Raw genomic sequence first — 22,719 nt, 5'->3', positions numbered from 1 at the left:
TGGAAATTTAGAAAGCAGGTGCATTATGTATCAAGAAGATTTTAAATCAGGGTTTGTGTCCATCATCGGTCGTCCAAACGTCGGGAAATCGACGTTCTTGAATCGGGTCATCGGACAAAAGATTGCCATCATGTCAGACAAGCCGCAGACGACGCGCAACAAGGTCCAAGGTGTATATACAACGGATGATTCGCAAATCATCTTTATCGACACGCCAGGGATTCATAAGCCGAAACACCGCCTCGGCGATTTCATGATGAAAGTCGCGACGAACGCACTCCGTGAAGTCGACGCGATCCTCTTCATGGTCAACGTCACGGAACCGCGCGGCGCCGGCGATGAGTTCATCATCGAGAAGTTAAAAGGGCTCGATACGCCAATCATCCTCGTCATGAACAAAATCGATTTGATTCATCCGGACGAGATTCCGGCTGTCATCGAGCAGTATACGAACCAACTCGATTTCGCGGCGTACGTCCCGATCTCGGCACTTCAAGGCAATAACGTCGAACCGCTCCTTAAAGAAATCAAAAAGTTGCTCCCGGAAGGACCGATGTATTACCCGGCCGACCAAGTGACAGACCACCCGGAACGGTTCATCATCTCTGAATTGATTCGCGAGAAAGTGCTCCATAAGACGCGTGATGAAGTGCCGCACTCAATCGCGGTCGCCATCGAATCGATCAAGAAACGGGAAAACTCGGAAATGATTGATGTCGAGGCCGTAATCATGGTCGAGCGTGATTCGCAAAAAGGAATCGTCATCGGCAAAAAAGGTGCGATGCTCCGCGAAATCGGGACAGAAGCACGCCACGACATCGAGGCGCTCCTCGGGACAAAAGTGTATTTGAACCTATGGGTGAAAGTGCAAAAAGATTGGCGTAACAAGATGGGCCAACTCCGCGACCTCGGTTTCCGCGACGACGAGTATTAAGCCATGTTGCAAAAGGTCACGGGAATCGTCATTCGGACGGTCAATTACGGGGAGTCGAACAAAGTCGTCACGTTGTTCACCGAAGAACTCGGGAAAGTCGCCGTCATGGCGCGCGGTGCGAAAAAGCCGGGCAGTCGCCTGCATGCATCGAGCCAGCCTTTCGTCGAGGCGGTGTATATTTTCCCGGCGAGCCGTGGCCTCGGTCAACTGAAGTCGTCGGATGTGATCACGTCCTATCCAGAAATCCGGAAAGACGTCGAGCGCATGGCGTACGCCATGTACTGGCTCGAGCTCGTCGACCGCACCGTCGAGGACCGGGTGCCGAACCGCCCGCTCTATCGCATCTTGAACGACGCCCTGCAGGCGCTCAATGCAGGGATGGACCCGGATGTGATCACGCACCACTTTGAACTGCGCATTTTGCACTTGCTCGGGGTCGCACCCGTTTTGACCGGGTGCATCCGTTGCAACGATGTGACCGACCCGATGTATTTTTCAGTGGCGGCCGGTGGTTTTCTTTGCTCGCGTCACCAAGAAGAAGGGTCGGCCCGGATGAGCGAACGTCTAGCGAAGCTCCTCTATTTGATGAGCCGACACGAGCTGTCCGAGTTCAGTAATGTCCCGCTCACAAAAGAGACGCGGATTCTGCTCAGGCAGCTGTTCGACGCCTATATGGAATCATACAGCGGCTTGCGGCTGAAGACGAAACGTGTCCTCGATCAAATGCAGCGCCTTTACTTGAACGATGATTGACTTTTTCGACAAGATTCGATACCATAATCTACGATTAGACAAATGAAATAGCGTGCGCAATGAAGGAAACGAGTAGCTTTTACGCCATGGGTACAGCGAGTTCGGGGAGGTGGGAGCCGAACGCCAGGGGGAAGTGAATGGCAATTCCGGAGCGCCCACAGTCCAAAGAGTGGCCTCATCTCGAGGCAAGTAGGGTGGAACCGCGGGTAATCCCGTCCCTATGTGCATGGCACATAGGGGCGTTTTTTGTCGTTTCAATACTTTTGGAGGTGTCACATATGAAGCACATGACCGTGCAAGAAATTATTTTGACGTTACAAAATTTCTGGGCGTCGAAAGGCTGCTTGACAATGCAAGCGTATGACGTTGAGAAAGGGGCCGGTACGATGAACCCGATGACGTTCTTACGGAGTCTCGGACCAGAGCCGTGGAACGTCTGTTACACGGAGCCATCACGTCGTCCGGCGGATGGACGGTACGGTGAAAACCCGAACCGTTTGTATCAGCATCATCAGTTCCAAGTCATCATGAAGCCGTCACCGAGCAACATCCAAGAGCTTTACTTAGAAAGTTTAGAGTTGATCGGAATCAATCCGCTCGAGCACGATATCCGTTTCGTCGAAGACAACTGGGAAAACCCGACGTTCGGCGCGGCCGGTCTAGGTTGGGAAGTTTGGTTGAACGGGATGGAGATCACCCAGTTCACGTATTTCCAACAAGTCGGTGGCATCGAGTGTGACCCGATCGCCGTCGAGATCACATACGGTCTCGAACGTCTCGCGTCGTACATCCAAGAAGTCGAGAGCGTGTTTGACCTCGTCTGGACGGACGGATTCAAGTATGGGGACATCTTCTACCAGCCCGAGTATGAACACTCAAAATATACGTTCGAACTTTCAGACGTCGACATGTTGTTCACGTTGTTCGATACGTACGAAAAAGAAGCGAAGCGTGCCCTTGACGAGAACCTCGTCTTCCCGGCTTACGACTATATCCTCAAATGTTCGCATACGTTCAACCTACTCGATGCGAAAGGCGCCATCTCGGTGACGGAACGGACCGGTTTCATCCAACGTGTCCGCAACATGTCCCGTGCGTGTGCTGCCAAATTTATCGAAGAGCGGGAACGTCTCGGTTTCCCACTTTTGAACCAAGAGAAAGCAGGTGCCCTTGATGCGTGACCTTTTATTAGAAATCGGACTTGAAGAATTACCAGCGCAATACGTCCTCCGTTCGGAGAAACAATTGGCAGAGCGTGTGACCGCCTTCTTGACGGACGCCCGTGTCCAGTTCGGGACATTGACCGTCTATTCAACACCGCGCCGTCTCGCCGTTCTTGTCAAAGACGTCGAAGAGAAGCAACAAGACTTGACGGAGACGCTTCGCGGACCGGCGAAAAAGATCGCTCAAGACGCTGAAGGAAACTGGTCGAAAGCAGCCGCTGGGTTTGCCCGTGGCCGCGGTCTCTCGGTCGACGACTTGTACTTCGCTGAAGAGAAAGGTGTCGAGTACGTGTTCGCAGACCGTCACGAGTCAGGTCAGGCGACGAGCACGCTGCTTCCGGCACTCGAAGACGTCGTCCGTGGTATGACGTTCCCGAAAAACATGAAGTGGGGCACGAGCAGTCTCCGCTACATGCGTCCGATTCGTTGGCTCGTCGCGTTGTTCGGTGCCGAGCAAATCGATTTTGAAATCGAAGGCGTAAAGACAGGAAACGTGACACGTGGTCACCGCTTCTTGAGTAAAGGTGACGTCACGATCGCCGAGCCGGCCGCCTACGCCGAGACGCTCGAACGCGAATTCGTCGTCGCGTCATATGAAGACCGTAAGGCCCGCATCGAACGTCAAATCGACGAGTTGGCTTCTGAGCAAGGGTGGACGGTTCCGCTCGACGCGTCGTTGCTCGAGGAAGTGACAAACCTCGTCGAATGGCCGACCGCGCTGTTCGGTGAATTCGATGCAAGCTATCTCGAACTTCCGGAAGAAGTATTGATCACGACGATGAAAGAGCATCAACGCTATTTCCCGGTCTATATCGGTGAAACGCTTAAAAACTATTTCGTGACCGTCCGTAACGGGAACGCGGACCATCTTCAAAACGTTGCCAAAGGGAACGAGAAGGTCATCCGGGCCCGCTTGGCAGATGCCGTCTTCTTCTATGAGGAAGACCAAAAGACGAAGATTGACGATCAACTCGTCCGTCTCGACCGCATCGTCTTCCATGAGAAGTTGGGGACGACGGGAGACAAGGTCCGTCGGGTGGAACAACTCGCCGGAACGCTGGCGCCATTGTTCAATGCGGATGCAACCAAAGTCGCCCGGGCTGGAGCCATCCATAAGTTCGACCTCGTCAGCCAAATGGTGTATGAGTTCACAGAACTCCAAGGGGTGATGGGTGAGAAGTATGCGCTCCAACAAGGTGAGGACAAAGAAGTGGCCGCAGCCATCCGTGAACACTATATGCCACGCTTTGCGGGCGACGCGTCACCATCGACGCCAACGGGTGCGGTTCTCGCACTCGCCGATAAATTGGATTCGATCGCTGCATTCTTCGGAATCGGCATGATTCCGAGCGGTTCGCAAGACCCGTTCGCGCTTCGTCGTCAAGCCCAAGGGGTCGTCCAAATTCTAGCGGATTGGAAGATTGCGCTCCCACTTGACAAATTACTTTCACAAGTTGTCGATTCGCAACTTCAGGCAGGACTTTATGATGCCGATAAAGAACAAGTCAAGGCGCAACTAAAAGACTTCTTCATGCTTCGCTTGAAGTATCGTCTCCAAGAACGGCAAGTACGTTATGACGTCATCGACGCCGTATTGACGACAGAGCTCGCCATCAACCGGCTCGATGCCCGAGCGGACGCGGTTCAAGCCATGCTCGCAAACGATGCGAAACTACTCATTGAGCAATTGACGCGTGTCGTCAATATCGCCAAGAAAGGTGAGGCTGGAGAGGTCGATCCGGCATTGTTCGAAAACAAAGAAGAGAACGAACTCCATGTCGCCATCGAAGCGACGCTACCGGAAACGGAGCGAGCCGTCGAGGATGGGGATTATCATCAAGCGATCGCGTCATTGCGCGTATTGGAACAACCGATTAGCGCTTATTTCGAAAATACAATGGTCATGAGCGACGTTGAAGCGATTCGCGAGAACCGTCTGCGCGAGATGAAACGACTCGCCATGACAATCGAGAGCGTCGCCGACTTTAGCGCGCTCGTACTCTGACCAAACTTGAGGGGGTTGGCTATGCAGCTGAATGAACGCCAACAGAAGATCGTTGAGATCGTCAGGGTCAACGGACCGATCACGGGTGAGCAGATCGCGCAAGAGCTGTCGCTCACTCGCGCCACGCTCCGTCCGGATCTGGCCATCTTGACGATGACTGGAATACTAGAAGCCCGGCCACGTGTCGGCTACACGTTCGTCGGCAAACGAAACTCATCCCTGCTTCGGGAAAAATTGGATTCATTGACGGTCGGCGACTTCATGTCGTCCGCGAAAGTCGTCAGTGACGAGATGACGGTGTATGACGCCGTCGTGACCTTGTTTTTAGAAGACGTCGGTTCGCTGTTCGTCGTCGGCAAGGACAACGAGCTCGTCGGTGTCTTGTCACGTAAAGACTTACTTCGGGCCGCCATCGGCAATCAAGACTTGGATCAATTGCCGGTCAACGTCATCATGACCCGCATGCCGAACATCACGGTGTGCGAGAAGAGTGAGACGTTGATTCGGGCCGGGATGAAGCTGATCGAGAAACAAATCGATGCCATGCCAGTCGTCGAAGAGAAAGACGGCAAGCTGATCGTGCTCGGTCGCATGACGAAGACGAACATGACGAAAGTATTGATCGCACTCGCCAACGATGAGTCGTTCTGAGGAGGAATCTGGTTTGACACTGACACAAAAACAACTCGTATTTGTCGTGAGCGATTCGGTCGGGGAGACGTGTGAACTCGTCGTCCGCGCCGCGAGCATCCAGTTCCACGAGAATGCGATTGAGACGCTTAGAATTCCGTTCGTGGAAGATGAACAGACGATTCACGATGTCGTGACACAAGCGCGTGCCCAAGGAGCGGTCATCGCCTTCACGTTGGTCAACGAGGAGCATCGGGCCCTCCTCGTTCAACTCGGACGAGCGCATGACGTGAAGACGGTCGACTTGCTCGGCGACTTACTCGACGTGCTCGCCGGTCAACTCGGAGAGAGTCCACGCGAGAAACCGGGACTCATCTATCGTCTCGATGAGGATTACTTCCGGAAAATCGAAGCGATGGAGTTCGCGGTCAAGTACGACGACGGACGTGACCCAAGAGGCTTGAAAAAAGCTGATATCGTCCTCGTCGGCGTATCACGCACATCCAAGACGCCGCTCTCACAATATTTGGCGTTGAAGCGGTATAAGGTCGCCAACGTACCGCTCGTGCCGGAATCACGCCCGCCGGAAGAACTGTTCGATTTGCCGCCTGACAAGTGCGTCGGGTTGATCATCTCGCCGGATAAGTTGATTTCGATTCGGATGGAACGGTTGAAGTCGCTCGGTTTGAAACCGGAGGCCGACTACGCCCAACTCGAACGCATCAATCGTGAACTCGAGTATGCCCGAGGGATTTACGAACGAATCGGTTGCGAGGTCATCGACGTGACGAACAAAGCCGTCGAAGAGACGGCAGGCATCATTTTACGGATGCTCGACCAATCGAAAGACGATTGAGTACTCGGATTAGTAATCGACTGGTGTTAACGGTATAATAGAGTACTGACATTACAGTGAAACGGAACGTGGTGAGCGTTCCGTTTCGTTGCGAGTTTGGATAGGGAGTGGTCGAGTTGCCGCGAATACCGGATGAAGTCATTGCGGAAGTGAAACAAGCCACAGATATCGTTGATTTAATCAGTGAACGCGTTGAATTGAAGAAGCAAGGCCATCGCCTCGTCGGTCTCTGTCCGTTCCACTCGGAGAACAGTCCATCGTTCTCCGTGTCCCCGGAAAAAGGGATGTACCATTGTTTTGGATGTGGAGCCGGCGGGAACGTATTTACGTTCGTCATGGAGACAGAAGGTTTGTCGTTCCCTGAGACGATTGAACGTCTCGCGACGCGGGCGAACATCGCCATCGAGGGCGGGGTGTCTGGCGATGAGGAGTTGTCACGAGACCAAGTCATTCGTAAACAGATGCGCGATGCCCATCGTGTCGTGGCGGATTTGTATCATGAAGTGTTGATGAAGACCGAAGCGGGCGAAGTCGGATTGACGTATTTGCAAGCGCGCGGTCTACAGGAGACGACGATCGGACAGTATAAGATCGGTTATGCGCCTGATCATCGCCGTTTTACCGTTGATTCACTGGAACGAAGAGGTTTCGACCTCGAGGTCATGGTGGAGGCCGGGTTGATTTCTAAGTCGAGGTCCGGTGAATATTTTGACCGGTTCGAAGGCAGAGTCGTCTTTCCGATTGCGGATCGAGACGGCACCATCGTCGGATTTAGCGGACGGGCGATCGATGAGCGACAGCCAAAGTACGTCAACACGGCGGATACGCCCCTGTTCAACAAGAGCGAACTCCTCTTCGGCTTTTCACAGGCACGGGCCACGATGCGAAAGCAAAAACGGGTCGTGCTCGTGGAAGGGAACGTCGACGTCTTGCAAGTCGCGCAAGCCGGGACGAAGGAAGTCGTCGCGTCGCTCGGGACGGCGTTTTCGACACAGCATGCCCGTGCGTTAGCACGCATGGTCGAAGAAGTGATCATCTGTTATGACGGTGATACGGCCGGACAAGAAGCGACGATGAAAGTCGTCCGCTTGCTCGAGGGCTACCCGCTCGATGTCCAGGTGCTGATGTTACCTGAGAAGACCGACCCGGATGATTATATTCGGACGAATGGGGCGGAGCAGTGGCACAGACTTGTCGAATCGGAGCGTTTATCCGTCCTCGATTTCATGAACCGGACGCTACGGCGTGGGAAAAATATGAATCGAGAAGGAGAAAGGATTCGTTTTATTGAATCTATGCTTGTGGAAATCAGTAAAACGGACAATTCGATTCGCCGTGATTTATATGTGAGAAAGCTGGCAGACGAATTTGAGATTCCAGTCGAGACATTGTTGTCACGGATGCCCTCGACAAGACCGAAAGAAATCGCACCCCAACGAGTGCCGGAAGCTGAACCGGTTCGCCGGCGTTCATCTAAGACGAATGAACCGCGTTATGTCAAAGCCGAAAAGCTGTTACTTCGGGCCATGCTGAGTGGTCCGGAGCGGGTCCGCTTCGTCAGGGACCGCCTCGGGCTAGCCTATCAGGACGAAGTGCATCGCATGCTGGCGACGGCCCTCTATGAGATCGTCTCGGAGGACATGACGCATGAAGAATTCGAACAAGTGGCGCCCCCGTTCATGGAGCGCTATTGTGACCAACGTCCGGACTATGCGAATCGGTATGCCGAGATTCGGCTCATGTCCGCACCGGACGAACTGACCGAAGAGGTTTTAGATGAATACATTAAGGTCATAAACAGTTATGAGGAACAGCGTCAAATCGAACGAGCGAAAAGGGAAATCGGACAAGATGCCGAAAGTATAGTAGACCAGGCATCCAAGTTACAAGAATTGATTACCCGGAGTCGTCGTCTTCGTGAACGATGAACGTGAAGGAAGTTTGGAAGGAGTTGAACTGCTAGATGGCAGAGAAGAAAAAAGAGGATTTATTTAACGCCATAGACGAACTCGAGAAATTAGGTAAGAAAAAAGGCGTCGTATCCATGCAAGCAATCCAAGATCGCCTCAGCCATTTCGAGGTGGATTCGGACTTTATCGATAACTTCATTGAAGACTTAGAAGGTAAAGATATCCGCGTCACAGAAGATGCGGCCGATGCCGAAGAAACACCAACCAAAAAAGAGGACGAAGAGGTCGATTTGAACGACTTGTCCGTCCCGCCAGGTATTAAGATCAACGACCCGGTCCGCATGTATTTGAAAGAGATCGGCCGCGTCGATCTCCTCAGTGCGAAAGATGAGACCGAACTCGCGAAACGGATTGAACAAGGGGACGAAGAGGCGAAGAAACGTCTTGCCGAAGCCAACCTCCGTCTCGTCGTCTCAATCGCGAAACGTTATGTCGGGCGCGGTATGCTCTTCCTTGACTTGATTCAAGAAGGAAACATGGGCCTCATTAAAGCCGTCGAGAAGTTCGACTACATGAAAGGGTTCAAGTTCTCGACGTACGCGACGTGGTGGATTCGTCAAGCAATCACCCGCGCCATCGCCGACCAAGCTCGGACAATCCGGATCCCGGTCCACATGGTCGAGACGATCAACAAGTTGATTCGTGTTCAACGTCAACTGTTGCAAGACCTCGGGCGCGAACCGGCACCTGAAGAAATCGCCAAAGAGATGGAACTCACACCTGAAAAAGTGCGTGAGATCTTGAAAATCGCCCAAGAGCCTGTCTCGCTCGAGACACCGATTGGGGAAGAGGATGATTCGCACCTCGGCGACTTCATCGAAGACCAAGATGCGATGGCACCCCAAGACGCCGCTGCCTATGAGCTACTCAAAGAACAACTCGAAGACGTGCTCGACACGCTCACGGACCGCGAAGAAAACGTGCTCCGTCTCCGTTTCGGTCTCGATGATGGCCGTACGCGCACGCTCGAAGAAGTCGGGAAAGTGTTCGGCGTCACCCGCGAGCGGATTCGTCAAATCGAGGCGAAGGCGCTCCGGAAGCTCCGTCACCCGAGCCGTTCGAAACGCTTGAAAGACTTCCTTGATTAATTGTGTTTTTGAATAAAATGTGAAGTTTTAGAAGAAAGGAAGGAAAATGAGTGATTTTCCTTCCTTCTTTATTATTTTTTGAGTAAAATAGTGATGGGTAGAAATTTGGAATGAACATGAGGGGGAAATACAATGCGTAATCCATTGTTACCGTTTGCAGCGATCGCGATCGTCGCAATCATTGCCATGGTCTCATTATCGTATTTTGGCGTGAACCAAGCTCAGCAGGCTGCTGAAGGTCCATCGGTCACTGAGATGAACCCGGAAGACTTGTACGCGGCGAAAGGCTGCACAGGTTGCCACGGTGGAAATCTCGAAGGTGGCGTCGGTCCTGCGTTGACAGGCGTCGGCGAACGTTTATCGGCGGAAGAGATCACAAACATCATCGTCAACGGTAAAGGTGCAATGCCAGCCGGTCTCGCGACTGCCGAAGAAGCAGACGTACTCGCGACTTGGTTGCTCGAACAATAAGGGTGAAACGTACTCCTTCTGGGGTACGTTTTTTATTGTCCTGGATATAAATATTCGTTACCCTATAGTGAAGAAGTAGAAAAAGGAGTTGTCCCTATGCAAGAACAAGTGACGTTAGACCGCCGACTGAAGCAAGTCGTCGATTTCATTCCGAAAGGCAGTGTAGTGGCGGACATCGGCTCTGACCACGCCTACGTGCCATGCTATCTCGTTCAGCAAGGCATCGTCGACCGCGCCATCGCAGGCGAAGTGAACCGCGGACCGATGGAAGCGGCCAAAGCTCAAGTCGAGCTCATCGGAGCGACCGAAAACATCGACGTCCGTCTCGGTGACGGGCTCGCCGTCCTCGAAGCAGATGAGGCGACATGCATCTCGATTTGCGGGATGGGCGGAAGTTTGATTCGGTCGATTTTAGAGAGCGGCCGTGACAAGTTAGGTGCCGTCGAACGGCTCGTCCTGCAACCGAACGTGGATGGACAACATGTCCGCGAATGGTTGCTCGACGCAGGATTCGTCCTAGTCGCGGAATCAATCGTTGAAGAGAATGACAAAGTATACGAGATTCTTGTCGGCGAACGTGGCACGGAGACATGCTATAGCCTAGATGACACAGAACGCGCGTGGCAGCTCATGTTCGGACCGTACTTGCTCACGACACGCCCAGAGGCGTTCAAAATGAAATGGGGCCGCGAGGCGGACAAGCTCGATTATGTGCTCGGTCAGATGGCAGCAGGTGCCCAAACCGAAGCGCTCATCCGCAAACAGGAGGAGTTCAAGACGCTACGTGACAAAATGAGAGAGGTGAGCAACTGATGGCGAACGGAAATCATGTCATTCAATTGTTTGAGGAGTTCGCCCCGAAACATCTCGCGGTCGAGGGCGATAAAATTGGTCTTCAAATCGGTACGTTGAATAAACCGGTACGACGAGTCATGGTGACGCTAGACGTGCTCGAGTCGGTCGTTGATGAAGCAATCGAGCGAGACGTCGATTTGATTATCGCCCATCACCCACCCATTTTCAGCGCGCTTGCGCAAGTGAACGATCGCAGTGCCGCTGGCCGGATTGTTATGAAATGCATTCGGCATGACATTGCCGTCTATGTCGCCCATACGAACTTGGACGTCTGTCAGGGCGGGGTCAACGATTGGATGAGTCAGGCACTTGGACTCGTCGACCCGATGGTACTCATTCCAACTTATGAAGAACCGGTGTATAAGCTGTCCGTCTTCGTCCCGACGACGCATCGGCAAGCCGTGTCGGAGGCGCTCGGCCGGGCCGGAGCCGGTCGTCTCGGAGATTACGGGGACTGTCAGTTCACCGTCTCGGGAGAAGGTCAGTTCACACCACTCGAAGGGTCGGACCCGTATCTAGGCCAACACGGCAAGACGGAGCGTGTCGAGGAAGTGAAAATCGAGACGATTGTCACGGAGAGCCAAAAGAAAAGAGTGCTTAAGGCGATGACGGACGCGCATCCATACGAAGAGGTGGCCTACGATTTGATTCGTGACGACATTGACGGGCCCGTGTTCGGCCTCGGTCGTATCGGACGTCTCGAGGTGCCTCTCACACTTGAGTCGTTCGCCGAACACGTCAAGACGAGCTTTGACGTCGAAGCCGTCCGTGTCGTCGGCGATCCGAACCGGATCATCGAGAAAGTGGCGGTGCTCGGCGGGGACGGGAATAAATACGTATCGGCAGCCCATTTCAAAGGTGCGGATGCGTATGTGACGGGCGACCTGTACTTCCATGTGGCCCACGATGCAATGGCGCTCGGACTTTCTGTCGTCGACCCGGGTCATCACGTGGAGAGCGTGATGAAGCAAGGCGTCGTCGACGTGATGCGCGAGAAGTGTGAACGTGCGAAACTCGATGTCGAATTGGTTGTTTCGGAAGCCGATACAAACCCGTTCCGCTTCTACTGATGATTAAACGAAAAACCCCCGGACCTCATGAGAGGACGGGGGTTCATGTCATTTACGGAGCGCCTTCACTTTCGGAAGAATGCTGCGCAGTTCAAGATATGGCGTCTTATCGTGCGTGCTCAAATCGAGCGGGTCATATTGGGTCAAGAAGTCGATGACTTTTTTTGTGATTGGTGTCGGTGTCGACGCGCCTGACGTGACGGCGACCGTTTCGACACCTTCGAGCCAAGTCAGGTCGAGTTCGCTCAAGTCGCCGATGCGGTAGGCGTTCGTGCCTGCAATCTCTTTCGAGACCTGGGCTAAACGGTTCGAGTTGTTCGACTTCGGGTCACCGACGACGATCAATAGTTCACAGTCACCGGCTTGTTCAGCGACAGCTTCTTGCCGGACTTGGGTCGCGTTACAGATCTCGTTGTGGACCTCGACATGAGGATACCGTTCTTGAATCATCTCAATCAAGGCCGAGACGTCCCATTGGCTCATCGTCGTCTGGTTCGTGACGAGAATTTTTGCATCATACAGGTGAGCCGGGAGCGCCTCGAAGTCACTCTCGTATTGGACGAGGTGAACTTTTCCTGGAGCGACGCCCATCGCGCCTTCCGGTTCCGGGTGGCCATGCTTGCCGATGTAGATGACTTCATAACCGACAGCCGTCTTTTCGCGAATCAAATCGTGGGTGACCAGTACATCCGGGCACGAGGCATCGACAATCGTCAAGCCTTTCTCAATGGCACGCTTACGCACGAGCGGCGAGATGCCGTGGGCGGTAAAGACGACCGTTCCACGATCAATTGTCTCGAGTGCTTTCATTCGATCCTCACCGTCGACCGTCTTGACGCCGAGTTCCTCGAATGCTTGGGTGACATGACGGTTATGGACAATCATGCCAAGTATATGGATAGGACGCGGTAAATCTGGGTTGGCCACAGCTTCGTTGGCGAGCTTCATGGCATCGACGACGCCGTAGCAATATCCGCGTGGACTAATTTTTTTTACTTTCATTTTGTAAGGAACGCTCCTTTCGCGATGCTTTCATACGTATTAGTCTAACATTGTTTCGAAAATACGAAAAGATTTCCGTGTATTCATGCTATAATCTTAAGGTTAGAAAGGAGGGACACCGTGGAACGCCTAAGAACATTGCTTGAAGTTCGAAAATCGTACTTCTTTCAGATTACATTTATTATCTTCATTATACTAGGACTTGTCATCTCTTCATTAGCCTTCTCTGCCGACCGCGTGACGGTGTCCCGCGCGGAAGAACTGGCGAAAGAACAATTCGACTACGCGATTGACGGGAGTATCGAAAACCTGGAGACGCGACTCGGTAAACTATACGAAGACTTGGTCTATCTCGGTGCTTACGTCGGGAATGAGACGTATATCGAAGAGCGGATCCGCACCGGTTATTTGAATCAGCGGACGAGCTTCACCTCGATTTTTTATTACGATTTAGAAGGCGATGCGTTCACGTGGTACTCGCAACGCCAAGTACCGGCGCTGACGCTCAAGAGTGATCCGAAATTTAAAGAGGTGCTCACCGGCGGCAGGAACGACTTGTTTATGAGTGACCCGATTTCGATTTCGGGTGACGTCGGGACGTATTTATACGTGCCGGTGCTTGAAGACAACCGGATGATCGGGATGTTCGGCGGTAGTATCAGCGTGCTCAATTCCGATTTATATCGTCGGATGCTTGAATCGGCGAATGATGACATGATTCTTTACTTGTTGAATGAACGGGGCGAAGTATTGTCGACCTCGTTCAATCTCGTCACGGACGCAGAACGGCGTTTGTCCCGGTCCATCATCGAAGCGACGGACGCCTACGACGTCCGTTCGGTGTTCAGCACGAAAGACGATGTCCTCATGTTTGAGCCCGATGCGCGTGTCAACGGATGGAGCGTCCTCGCAAAGCATAGTACCGATTCGGTCTACGAAGCGGTGTACGCGACGCGATGGCAATACTTGATGATTACGCTCGTGACATTCTTCTTGAGTATCATGGTCGGTCTACTGTTGTCGAAGACGTTGACAAGTCCGCTGCTCGAACTTGTGCAAAACATCAAGAAACAACAGTCGCTCGAACCGATCCAACTCGAACGGACCGGCTCCAAAGAAGTCGAGACGCTGCTCGATACGTACAACGATTATTCCCGCCGCATGGAGACGGCCCGACGCGAACAGCTCAGTCAACAGCAACTATTGTTGCAGCAAGAGAAGCTCGCCTCGCTCGGACAGCTCGCGGCAGGGATTGCCCACGAGATTCGCAATCCGCTCACGCCGGTCCAAATCACGTTGCAGATGGTGAAAGAAGGGCACAGTAGCAGCGACATGCTCGATCTCGCGCTTTCAGAACTTGATCGGGCCAACCATTTGATCACGACGATGCTCACGCTCGCGAAGCCCGACCAGGCGAAGCTACAAGAAGAGTGGCTCGACATGACCGAGTTTGCGAAACGCCTCGAATTCTTGCTCGACGCCGAATGCTATAAGCGGGTCACGAACTGGGAGTTGAACGTCCCGAACGATATGCCGCCGTTTTACTGCTCGAACGACATGCTCGTCCAAATCATCTATAACTTGTTCAAAAACGCGGTCGAGGCCGTCGATACGAAAGGTGCCGACGGCGTCGTGACGGTCACGATTCAATTCACGGAACGGGACTACCGCTTCTTGATCGAAGACAATGGGATCGGGATGACCGAATCTCAAGTCAAGTCGGTCGGGTCCGCGTTTTATACAACGAAAGAGAACGGCAACGGCTTAGGGCTCTACATGATTCGGGAATACTTGAAAGCCGTGAACGGTCACATGGAAATTGAAAGTGTTGAAGGAGAAGGTACGGCCATGATGATTAAAATCCCAAGGCGGTCGCACCCATGACGAAAGGGTTCAAACATTACTGGCTTTGGCTGCCGATCGTCTGGGCGCTATCGATTCTATTGATTACGTCAATCCAATTACCGGAACGGGCGCGAGAAAATAATGAAGTCGGTTTCGTATTCGTCAGTGAAAAGCATGAGCATGCCAATAAACTGTTGGCCGCGTTCGTCCGGACGGCGAATCAAAAAGGTTTTATCCCTGTCCCGACGACGAGTGAGGATTCCCGTGTCCTGGAGAAAGAAAAATTGGACGCGCTGATCGACCGCGGGGTCGAAGCGATTTTCGTGACGACGCTCGATGAAGCATTCATCCGGCCATCGCTCGAACGGGCCGAACGGGAGGGTATTCCGATTATCGCCATCGATCGGATGATCGACCATGACAGCGTCTTGACGTCGGTCATGTCCGATAACGTCGAGATCGGCCGGATGGCAGCGAACTATATCGCCGCCCAACACGCTGGGCTCGACCGTCCGATTCGTGTCGTCGAAGTGAGAGGGACCGCCAAAGTCCGTTCGACGATCGATCGGAGCCTCGGGTTGACGGAATATGACAAGGCCAACGACAACCTGCAAGTCGTCGCCTCGATCACGGGTAATTACGACACGTTCCAAGCCGAGATCGAGATGTCTCGGTGGCTCGATGCCGGTATTCCGTTCGATGCCGTCTTTTCTCACAATGATGACAATACGTTCGGTGTCGTCCGGGCCCTCGAAAGCCATGGCCTCAGTGACAAAACGCTCGTATCGGTCGACGGTGTGACCGGCATTTATCCGCTGATTCATAGCGGGAAAGTCGATGCGACCGTCGTCCAATCACCGAACGAAATGATCGAGGTCGGATTCAAGGCGCTCGAACATCATTTGAACGGCAAGAAAATTGCGTCACACTACTATTCGTCGAGCTATTTGTACGAAGGGCTCGCAAAAGATTAATTGACAAATGATTAGATTCCGCTATGCTAGGAAAAGTGGAAAGAAACAGGAGGTGTATCGATTGAACAGCTTCCAACAGTTCAAATTGTTACCGTTTATCGTCGATGCCTTGACAGAAAAGCGCATCACAGTACCGACGGACATTCAAGCCCGGATTATTCCGGCTGCGATGAATGGCCGCGATATCATTGGGAAATCACAAACCGGGACGGGGAAGACGCTTGCGTTCCTCTTACCTATTTTAGAAGCGATCGATCCGAAAGAAGAATCGGTCCAAGCCATCGTCGTCGCACCGACGCGCGAACTCGCATGGCAGATTCACGAAGAGTTGAAAACGCTCCTCGTCAAACAGCCGGACTACATTAAAACAAGTCTGATTGTCGGAGGAACTGACCGGGAACGACAAATCGACAAGATGAAAAACCCACCACAACTGATCATCGGGACACCAGGTCGTCTACTCGACTTGATGAAAGTCCAAGCGTTATTCCCGCACAAAGTCACGCATTTCGTCGTCGATGAAGCCGACCAAATGCTCGACATGGGCTTCTTGCCTGAAGTCGACCGCATCGCGCAGTCGTTGCCAGAGAAACTTCAAACGATGGTCTTCTCAGCGACGATTCCTGAGAAGCTACAACCGTTCTTGAAGAAATATTTGCATGACCCGCGTTACGCGGAAGCGAGTGAAGAGCACCGCGTCGTTCCGAAAATCAAGCATCACGTCATCCCGGTCCGTCACCGTGACCGCAAGGCATTGACGGTCGACATCGCAAAAGCGATCAACCCGTTCGTCTGTCTCGTGTTCACGAACACGAAACAAGATGCGGATGAGTTGGAGACGTCGTTCCGCGAGGCGGGACTCAACGTCGGCACGCTTCATGGGGACATGCAAGCCCGTCGCCGGAAGCAAGCGATCAAAGACATCAACGACGCGAAATATCAGTTCGTGATTGCTACCGACTTGGCGGCGCGCGGCATCGATATTAAAGGTGTGTCGCACATCATCAACTTCGGCATTCCGAAAGACCTCGACTTCTATACGCACCGTGTCGGCCGGACGGGCCGCGCTGGTGAGACTGGCGAAGCGTACACGCTGTATGAAGATCACGAGAACGGCCCAATCAATCGACTCGAAGAGCGTGGATTCACGTTCAAGCACGTCGATTTGAAGAACGGATCGCTTCAAGAGATCAAGACACGCAAACGCCGCACGACCGACCGGAAGATGAAAGTCTCGCAAACGGCGCACAGCCGGATGGCGGGCGAAATCAAGAAGGCGAAGAAAAAGGTCAAACCTGGTTACAAGAAGAAGTTCAAGTATAAATTGAAAGAGACGGCCTCACGTGAGCATATGCAGAGCCAACGTAAGGAACGTCGCGAAGTTCGTAAAAAGAACCGACGCTAAGCAAAAGAAGAATCGACTTCGTGGAGTCGATTCTTCTTTTTGTGTACACTAAGGACAGATGAGAATGAAGGAGAAATGACTATGTTAAAAATTGGTTCCCACGTTTCTGTATCCGGTAAGAAAATGTTGCTCGCTGGCAGTGAAGAAGCCGTCTCATACGGCGCTAACACGATGATGGTATATACGGGTGCGCCCCAAAACACACGGCGCAAGCCAATCGAGGATTTGAATATCGAGGCGGCGCTCGCCCATATGGCGGCGCACGACATCGACGAGATCGTCGTCCATGCCCCGTATATCATCAACTTGGGCAACACGACGAAACCGGAGACGTTCGAACTCGCCGTCTCGTTTTTGGCCGCCGAAATCAAACGGGCCGAAGCGCTCCAAGTCGCACGTCACGTCGTCCTTCACCCGGGCGCGCATGTCGGTGCAGGGGAAGACGTCGGCTTGGCCCGCATCATCGAAGGCTTGAACGAGGTGCTCACCGGTGACGAGACCGTGAAAATCGCACTTGAGACGATGGCTGGAAAAGGCAGCGAACTCGGCAAGACGTTCGAAGAACTGGCAACGATCATCGACGGGGTGACGCACAACGACCGGCTCTCGGTCTGTTTCGACACATGTCACGTTCATGACGCGGGTTATGACCTCGTCGGCGATTTGGACGGTGTCATTGAACAGTTCGACCAAATCGTCGGACTGGACCGTCTCGGCGTCATCCACGTCAACGATTCGAAGAACGTGCGCGGCGCGAAAAAAGACCGTCACGAGAATATCGGCTATGGCGAAATCGGCTTCGACACGTTGAACCGGATCATCCACCACGAGGCGTTCACCCACTTGCCAAAAATTTTGGAGACGCCGTATATCCCGATCAGTGAGAAAACGAAAGTGGCACCATACAAACAAGAGATCGAGATGTTCCGGGCGAACCGATTCGATGCCGAATGGCGCGAACAGTTCACGCTCGCGCACCAGTAAGATGAACATCATCCGAATCGATCCGAACGAGTATGATGTCTGGTCCGCGCTCCCGATCTACTTTCAGGAAGCGAGCCCGTTCTATGTGGAAGGCCGGCTCGAAGAGGGGACAGCTTGGATTGAGATTCTCGGATACGGTATCGTGGCTGAAGTCGAAGTCATGCTCGTCGAGATGACCAAGCGCCCGGCCGACCGCTATTGGCGGACGGAGGCGGGACCAGAGACGAAGGCGTATAGCCTCGTCGACGTGGTCGGTCTTGATTTCCATCATCCGTTGCTTCAATCAGGTATGTACGAGGAAGACACGGACGCTGTCATCCGCACCAAATGGGAGCAAGGGTACCGCGTCCCGTCTGCCAAGTGGACCCGGGAGACGTTCACTGCTCACTTGACCGAAGAGCAGGCAGTGTCACAGCTCGCCCCGACGGCCATCTGTGAAGCGTGCGGGGATGACATGAACCGTTTCGGGCCGACCGGGATTCGTTTGATGGAGTATCATCTCGAAGCAGGGAGTGGCACGTGGCTCTGCCCGACGTGTCACAAAGCGAGACATTATGATCTATAAAAAAAACGAAGCCCGCGGGCTTCGTTTTTTGAATTAAAATGGCCAGTTCGCGAGTGCGAATTGATATACTTTCATCCCAAGAAACACACCGAAGATGCCGATGACGCCCGGTAAGACCGGCGGGGCAGGGAGCGGCAACTTCAAGGCCGTGAAAATCATGCCACAAATGAGACCAGCGAGCAATGACAATAGGATTTCTTGCATGAATGATTCCTCCATAATCGAAATGAAAACGCTTAACTAACAGGTAACCGAGTTCATTATACAATGTTCATTCTCGTTTGAGAAGTCTAACATCAGTCATCTGTCATTTTCTCGTTTTCGGCTCGCAAGCGGAGGACTTCCCGTTCGGCCCAGTTCGACGGTTCGCGCTCAAACACGCTCGGGATGTTGTTCCAACGTCCGCCCGTGTATTGATGGATGATGATTTGTGATTGGATGCGCTCTTGTCCGGCCTCTTGTTTCAAATAGACGTAACTGCCGTCAGCACGCTGGATTCTCGCTTTCACGTTATCGACGAGTTGCAGCGCGAGCATATCTTTGATGTATGACTTGTGTCCCGCGTCAAGAATCGGGAAGAGGATCTCGATCCGTTTGCGCATGTTGCGCGTCATCCAGTCGGCCGATGAGCAATACAAGTCTTCTTTCCCGTTTTGATAGAAGTAGAAGATGCGCGAGTGCTCCAAATACCGGTCGATGATGGACACGACGCGGATATTATCCGAGATGCCTTTAATCCCGGGACGTAAACAACAGATGCCACGGATGATCAAATCGATTTTGACCCCGGCCTGTGAGGCGTCATACAGTTTTGTGATGATTGGTTTGTCGGTGATCGAGTTCATCTTGGCGACGATGCGACCGTTCCCGTATTTCTCATGCAGTTTAATCTCTTCGTCAATCTTTTGAAGGAAGAAGTCGTGCATGTCGTCCGGTGACGTCTCGAACTTGTGCCATGACGGGCGTTCGCCGTAACCGGAGAGCCAGTTGAAGAAGTTGGTCGCATCTTCGGCGAGTTCTTCATTTGTTGTCAACAAACCGATGTCTGTGTACAGTTTGGCGGTCGAGTCGTTATAGTTGCCGGTACCGAGATGAACGAACCGCTGCAGCACCCCGCCTTCTAAGATGCGGACGACGAGCGTGATCTTCGAGTGTGTCTTCAACTCCTTATAGCCATAAATGACGTGGGCGCCGGCCTTCTCGAGCTGCTTCGCCCATTGGATGTTCTTCTCCTCGTCGAACCGGGCCTTCAATTCGACGAGAACGGTCACTTGTTTCCCGCTCTCGGCGGCGTCGGTCAACGCCTTGATAATCGGTGAGTCACCAGAGACACGATAGAGCGTCTGCTTGATGGCGAGCACGTTCGGGTCTTTGGCGGCTTGGGCGATGAAGCGGACGATCGGGTCGAACGAATGGTACGGGTGGTGGAGCAAATAGTCGCGTTTGAGTAACGCTTGGAACAAGTCTTTCCCCGGCTCGAGTCCTTCTGGGACGAACGGGATGAGCGTCTCATTGATCATGTCATCGTATTCGATACCAATCTTGTTATACACCCCAAACAGGAACGTCAAATCGATTGGGCCGTCGACGAGGAAGATGTCGCGGTCATGCAAGTCGAGCACGTCTTGAAGCATGAACAATAGCTCTTTACTGAGCGACCGTTGCTGAACCTCAAGGCGTATCGCGACACCATAACGCCGTTTCTTCAACTCTTTTTCAATCTGTTTAAGGACGTCGCGGCTTCCTTCCTCATGGAACGGCATATCCGCGTTCCGTGTGATCCGGAACGGCATCGTCGACTCGACTTCAAAACCTTTGAACAGCGAGTCGATGAACTGGATGATGACGTCCTCGAGCAACATCAAATCGGTATGGTCCTCGTCCTCTGTCGGCAATTCGAGATAACGCGGCAACACGGCAGGTACCTGGACGAGGGCGAGCCGTTTTTTGCCTTCATCGGTCGAGGCGATCTCGACGGCGATATTGAGTGATTTGGACAACAGCATCGGGAACGGTCGATAAGCGTCGACGGCAATCGGCGTCAACACCGGGAAGACGTGGGTCCGGAAGTATAACTTGACGAAGTCGAGCTGTTCTTTGTTCAAATGTTTCGGCCGTAGGAAGCGGACGTTCTCCGAGGCGAGCTGTTTGACGATTTTCTTATATGTCGCGTACTGGACCTCCACGAGTTCCTGAGCTTTGATGGAGATGGCTTTGATTTGCTGTTTCGGTGTCAACCCGGCCTTGTCTTCCGGACGGTTGAAGCCGGCGAGCACTTCATCTTTCAATCCGCCGAAACGGACCATGTAAAACTCGTCGAGGTTCGAACTGAAGATGCCGAGAAACTTCAACCGTTCCATGAGCGGGTTGCGTTCGTCCATCGCTTCTTGGAGGACGCGTTCGTTGAAGCTCAGCCAACTGAGCTCGCGGTTATTGAAATGTTCGGGTAAGTAGATGGTCATGACTCTCTCTCCTCTACACGTAACTCGATGGTTTGGTCGATGGCACGTTCCAAATGTTTTTTATGACGGATGCCGCGCTGGACTTCAAAACGCGGCGAGCTGTGCGTATGAAGCGTGAAGACGAGTCCCTCGTCCGTCGAAGAGACGTCGATGTCCTCGACGACTTGACGTTCGGTCAAGTCGAGCGCATCGACGAGTTTGACGATCGAGCCGAGCAACTCTAAGCTCTTCAACATCTTCGAGTCGAACCATTCCGGGAAGCCCTCGATGTGTTGTTCGAGCAGGCGGCGCGATTTATATGACGTCACCAAGGCGAGTGCGAGCCGGTCCTCGTTGTTCATCCCTTTAAAATCGTTCGTCGTAATCAAGTGGAACGTGTGGTCGCTCTTGTTGTTATGGTCGATATATTCCCCGACGTAGGCGAGGCGGCAGGCCCCTTCTAACAGGCCGGGTTCGAACGGTTTCGGTTTGATCGTCTTCGTTTCAATCAGGCCGGTATAAATTTGACGGGCCAGATGAATCAAGTGTTGATGCCGGACCGGGTCGACGGCGTACTGTTTCTCGAAATGGCGGAAACTTTCTTCTTTGACGTCATTGAAACGGACCCGATTGTTTTCCTTTAAGTAGTACTCATAGAACAAGCCCTCGCGTAGTCCGTTATTGCTCATCATGAACTCAGGCACTTTCAAATATTTCGCCAGTTCATCGATGGCGGTCACAGCCGGGGCGATGATATCGATTCGGTCTTTCGACAACCCGTCAAGCCGGCCCAACTGTTTACTCGACATATCGATGAGCTCATCGACGACTTCATGCAAGCGGTCGGCTCCGATCGTGTATTGATGGATGCCTTCGAGCGGGAACAACGATAGCGACTGTTCGACCCGGACGAGGTTTCGAGCGGTCCCTCCGACTCCGACGAGCGGAATGCCATGCGGCACGAGCCAGTCGATGTCTTTGAACGACTTCTTCAAAAACGACGTCAGTTGCTTGCGCTCGTCTTTTGAGAGCGTGTCACCTTTCATGAAGTCTTCGGTCAACGTGACGGCGCCGAATGGAAAACTGTGATAGAAGACGAGTTCACGGTCTTTGAAGTACGTCACTTCCATCGAACCGCCGCCGATGTCGACCGAATAGCCATCCTCGATATACGTCGAATTGACGATGGCTGAATAGCCGTAAAAGGCTTCTTCATAATCGCTCAACAGTCGAATCTCCATCCCTGTCGCCTGTCGCACTTCCTCTAAGATGGCTTCAGAATTGCTGGCGTTACGGATGGCGGCTGTCGCGACCGGCAGTACTTCTTTCACTCCATGATGATCGTTCAACCAGCGGAAATGGTTGAGCGTCTCGATGAGCGCCTCGATGCCGGAATCGGACAGTTCATTGTCGTCGGTAATATGACTCGATAACCGGGCCACTTCTTTTACGTTCAGTCGTTCGAAATATTGGCCGTGCCCGTTCACTTCAAAGATGACGTTTCGAATCGAGTTCGATCCGATATCGATGACTGCTAGCTTTTTCTCCACGGAAAAACCCCCTCTGCGTTATCTCTAGTGTACAACGAAGATCCTGAAAAGACATATGCATTTCATACGGACGGACCGACCATCCTCTCTCATCGCCT

At 52.9% G+C, this 22,719-nt stretch carries 20 protein-coding genes; 16 read left to right on the top strand and 4 right to left on the bottom strand.

Going from position 1 to position 22,719, the window contains the following annotated elements; translation table 11 throughout:
- Window positions 1–25 precede the first annotated feature (25 nt).
- The 11 genes from era to KNP64_RS05240 all read left to right on the top strand — a co-directional run bounded on the left by era (window position 26) and on the right by KNP64_RS05240 (window position 11,855).
- On the top strand, window positions 26–934 hold the full coding sequence (era, locus tag KNP64_RS05290) for a GTPase Era (protein ID WP_029595225.1): 909 nt from the start codon (window positions 26–28) through the stop codon (window positions 932–934).
- Between the two features lie 3 nt (window positions 935–937).
- On the top strand, window positions 938–1,687 hold the full coding sequence (gene recO, locus KNP64_RS05285) for a DNA repair protein RecO (protein WP_034778111.1): 750 nt from the start codon (window positions 938–940) through the stop codon (window positions 1,685–1,687).
- A 287-nt stretch (window positions 1,688–1,974) separates the two neighbouring features.
- Window positions 1,975–2,868: a glycine--tRNA ligase subunit alpha gene (glyQ, locus tag KNP64_RS05280; protein ID WP_371743415.1), complete on the top strand. Its 894-nt coding sequence runs from the start codon at window positions 1,975–1,977 to the stop codon at window positions 2,866–2,868.
- Window positions 2,861–4,915, top strand: coding sequence for a glycine--tRNA ligase subunit beta (gene glyS, locus KNP64_RS05275; RefSeq protein ID WP_214763232.1), 2,055 nt, complete (start codon window positions 2,861–2,863; stop codon window positions 4,913–4,915). The genes glyQ and glyS overlap by 8 nt, the downstream gene beginning before the upstream one ends.
- Window positions 4,916–4,936: 21 nt before the next feature.
- A complete protein-coding gene (ccpN, locus tag KNP64_RS05270) occupies window positions 4,937–5,566 on the top strand; it encodes a transcriptional regulator CcpN (protein ID WP_034778102.1) in 630 nt (209 codons plus the stop codon).
- Window positions 5,553–6,401, top strand: coding sequence for a pyruvate, water dikinase regulatory protein (locus KNP64_RS05265; protein ID WP_052090136.1), 849 nt, complete (start codon window positions 5,553–5,555; stop codon window positions 6,399–6,401). The genes ccpN and KNP64_RS05265 overlap by 14 nt, the downstream gene beginning before the upstream one ends.
- Window positions 6,402–6,508: 107 nt before the next feature.
- Window positions 6,509–8,329 carry a DNA primase gene (gene dnaG, locus KNP64_RS05260; protein ID WP_233004389.1) on the top strand — a complete coding sequence of 607 codons (1,821 nt, stop codon included), beginning with the start codon at window positions 6,509–6,511 and terminating at the stop codon, window positions 8,327–8,329.
- A gap of 35 nt (window positions 8,330–8,364) precedes the next feature.
- Window positions 8,365–9,459: an RNA polymerase sigma factor RpoD gene (gene rpoD, locus KNP64_RS05255; RefSeq protein ID WP_034778096.1), complete on the top strand. Its 1,095-nt coding sequence runs from the start codon at window positions 8,365–8,367 to the stop codon at window positions 9,457–9,459.
- Between the two features lie 132 nt (window positions 9,460–9,591).
- On the top strand, window positions 9,592–9,930 hold the full coding sequence (cccA, locus tag KNP64_RS05250) for a cytochrome c550 (RefSeq protein WP_021065699.1): 339 nt from the start codon (window positions 9,592–9,594) through the stop codon (window positions 9,928–9,930).
- Window positions 9,931–10,026: 96 nt separating this feature from the next.
- Window positions 10,027–10,743: a tRNA (adenine(22)-N(1))-methyltransferase gene (locus KNP64_RS05245; RefSeq protein ID WP_034778092.1), complete on the top strand. Its 717-nt coding sequence runs from the start codon at window positions 10,027–10,029 to the stop codon at window positions 10,741–10,743.
- Window positions 10,743–11,855 carry a Nif3-like dinuclear metal center hexameric protein gene (locus tag KNP64_RS05240; protein WP_214791871.1) on the top strand — a complete coding sequence of 371 codons (1,113 nt, stop codon included), beginning with the start codon at window positions 10,743–10,745 and terminating at the stop codon, window positions 11,853–11,855. The genes KNP64_RS05245 and KNP64_RS05240 overlap by 1 nt, the downstream gene beginning before the upstream one ends.
- Window positions 11,856–11,903: 48 nt before the next feature.
- Here KNP64_RS05240 and KNP64_RS05235 read toward each other — a convergent pair whose 3' ends face one another.
- On the bottom strand, window positions 11,904–12,857 hold the full coding sequence (locus KNP64_RS05235; protein ID WP_214711415.1) for a 4-hydroxy-3-methylbut-2-enyl diphosphate reductase: 954 nt from the start codon (window positions 12,855–12,857) through the stop codon (window positions 11,904–11,906).
- 120 nt (window positions 12,858–12,977) lie between these two features.
- On the opposite strand from KNP64_RS05235, the gene KNP64_RS05230 reads away from it, so the two are divergent.
- The 5 genes from KNP64_RS05230 (at window position 12,978) to KNP64_RS05210 (ending at window position 18,630) form a co-directional block, all read left to right on the top strand.
- Window positions 12,978–14,741: a sensor histidine kinase gene (locus KNP64_RS05230; protein ID WP_138859231.1), complete on the top strand. Its 1,764-nt coding sequence runs from the start codon at window positions 12,978–12,980 to the stop codon at window positions 14,739–14,741.
- Window positions 14,738–15,676, top strand: coding sequence for a sugar ABC transporter substrate-binding protein (locus tag KNP64_RS05225; RefSeq protein WP_214791873.1), 939 nt, complete (start codon window positions 14,738–14,740; stop codon window positions 15,674–15,676). The genes KNP64_RS05230 and KNP64_RS05225 overlap by 4 nt, the downstream gene beginning before the upstream one ends.
- Window positions 15,677–15,728: 52 nt before the next feature.
- Window positions 15,729–17,081 (top strand): DEAD/DEAH box helicase, encoded by a 1,353-nt coding sequence (locus KNP64_RS05220; protein WP_353047329.1) that lies wholly within the window; start codon window positions 15,729–15,731, stop codon window positions 17,079–17,081.
- 81 nt (window positions 17,082–17,162) lie between these two features.
- Window positions 17,163–18,065, top strand: a complete 903-nt coding sequence (locus KNP64_RS05215; protein ID WP_034778080.1) for a deoxyribonuclease IV — start codon at window positions 17,163–17,165, stop codon at window positions 18,063–18,065.
- Window positions 18,025–18,630: a hypothetical protein gene (locus KNP64_RS05210; protein WP_240731316.1), complete on the top strand. Its 606-nt coding sequence runs from the start codon at window positions 18,025–18,027 to the stop codon at window positions 18,628–18,630. Before KNP64_RS05215 ends, KNP64_RS05210 begins: the two co-directional genes overlap by 41 nt.
- 33 nt (window positions 18,631–18,663) lie before the next feature.
- On the opposite strand, the gene KNP64_RS05205 is transcribed toward KNP64_RS05210, so the two are convergent.
- The 3 genes from KNP64_RS05205 to KNP64_RS05195 all read right to left on the bottom strand — a co-directional run bounded on the left by KNP64_RS05205 (window position 18,664) and on the right by KNP64_RS05195 (window position 22,621).
- Window positions 18,664–18,834 carry a DUF1427 family protein gene (locus KNP64_RS05205; protein WP_021065708.1) on the bottom strand — a complete coding sequence of 57 codons (171 nt, stop codon included), beginning with the start codon at window positions 18,832–18,834 and terminating at the stop codon, window positions 18,664–18,666.
- Window positions 18,835–18,926: 92 nt separating this feature from the next.
- Window positions 18,927–21,092 (bottom strand): RNA degradosome polyphosphate kinase, encoded by a 2,166-nt coding sequence (locus tag KNP64_RS05200; protein WP_034778078.1) that lies wholly within the window; start codon window positions 21,090–21,092, stop codon window positions 18,927–18,929.
- On the bottom strand, window positions 21,089–22,621 hold the full coding sequence (locus KNP64_RS05195; protein WP_214791874.1) for a Ppx/GppA phosphatase family protein: 1,533 nt from the start codon (window positions 22,619–22,621) through the stop codon (window positions 21,089–21,091). The genes KNP64_RS05200 and KNP64_RS05195 overlap by 4 nt, the downstream gene beginning before the upstream one ends.
- Between the last annotated feature and the right edge of the window lie 98 nt (window positions 22,622–22,719).

It is taken from the genome of Exiguobacterium sp. s64, from assembly GCF_018618035.1.
Lineage (GTDB): Bacteria > Bacillota > Bacilli > Exiguobacteriales > Exiguobacteriaceae > Exiguobacterium > Exiguobacterium mexicanum_A.
The sequence above is the reverse complement of the archived record's forward strand: the minus strand, read 5'-3'. Positions and strand labels throughout refer to the sequence as shown.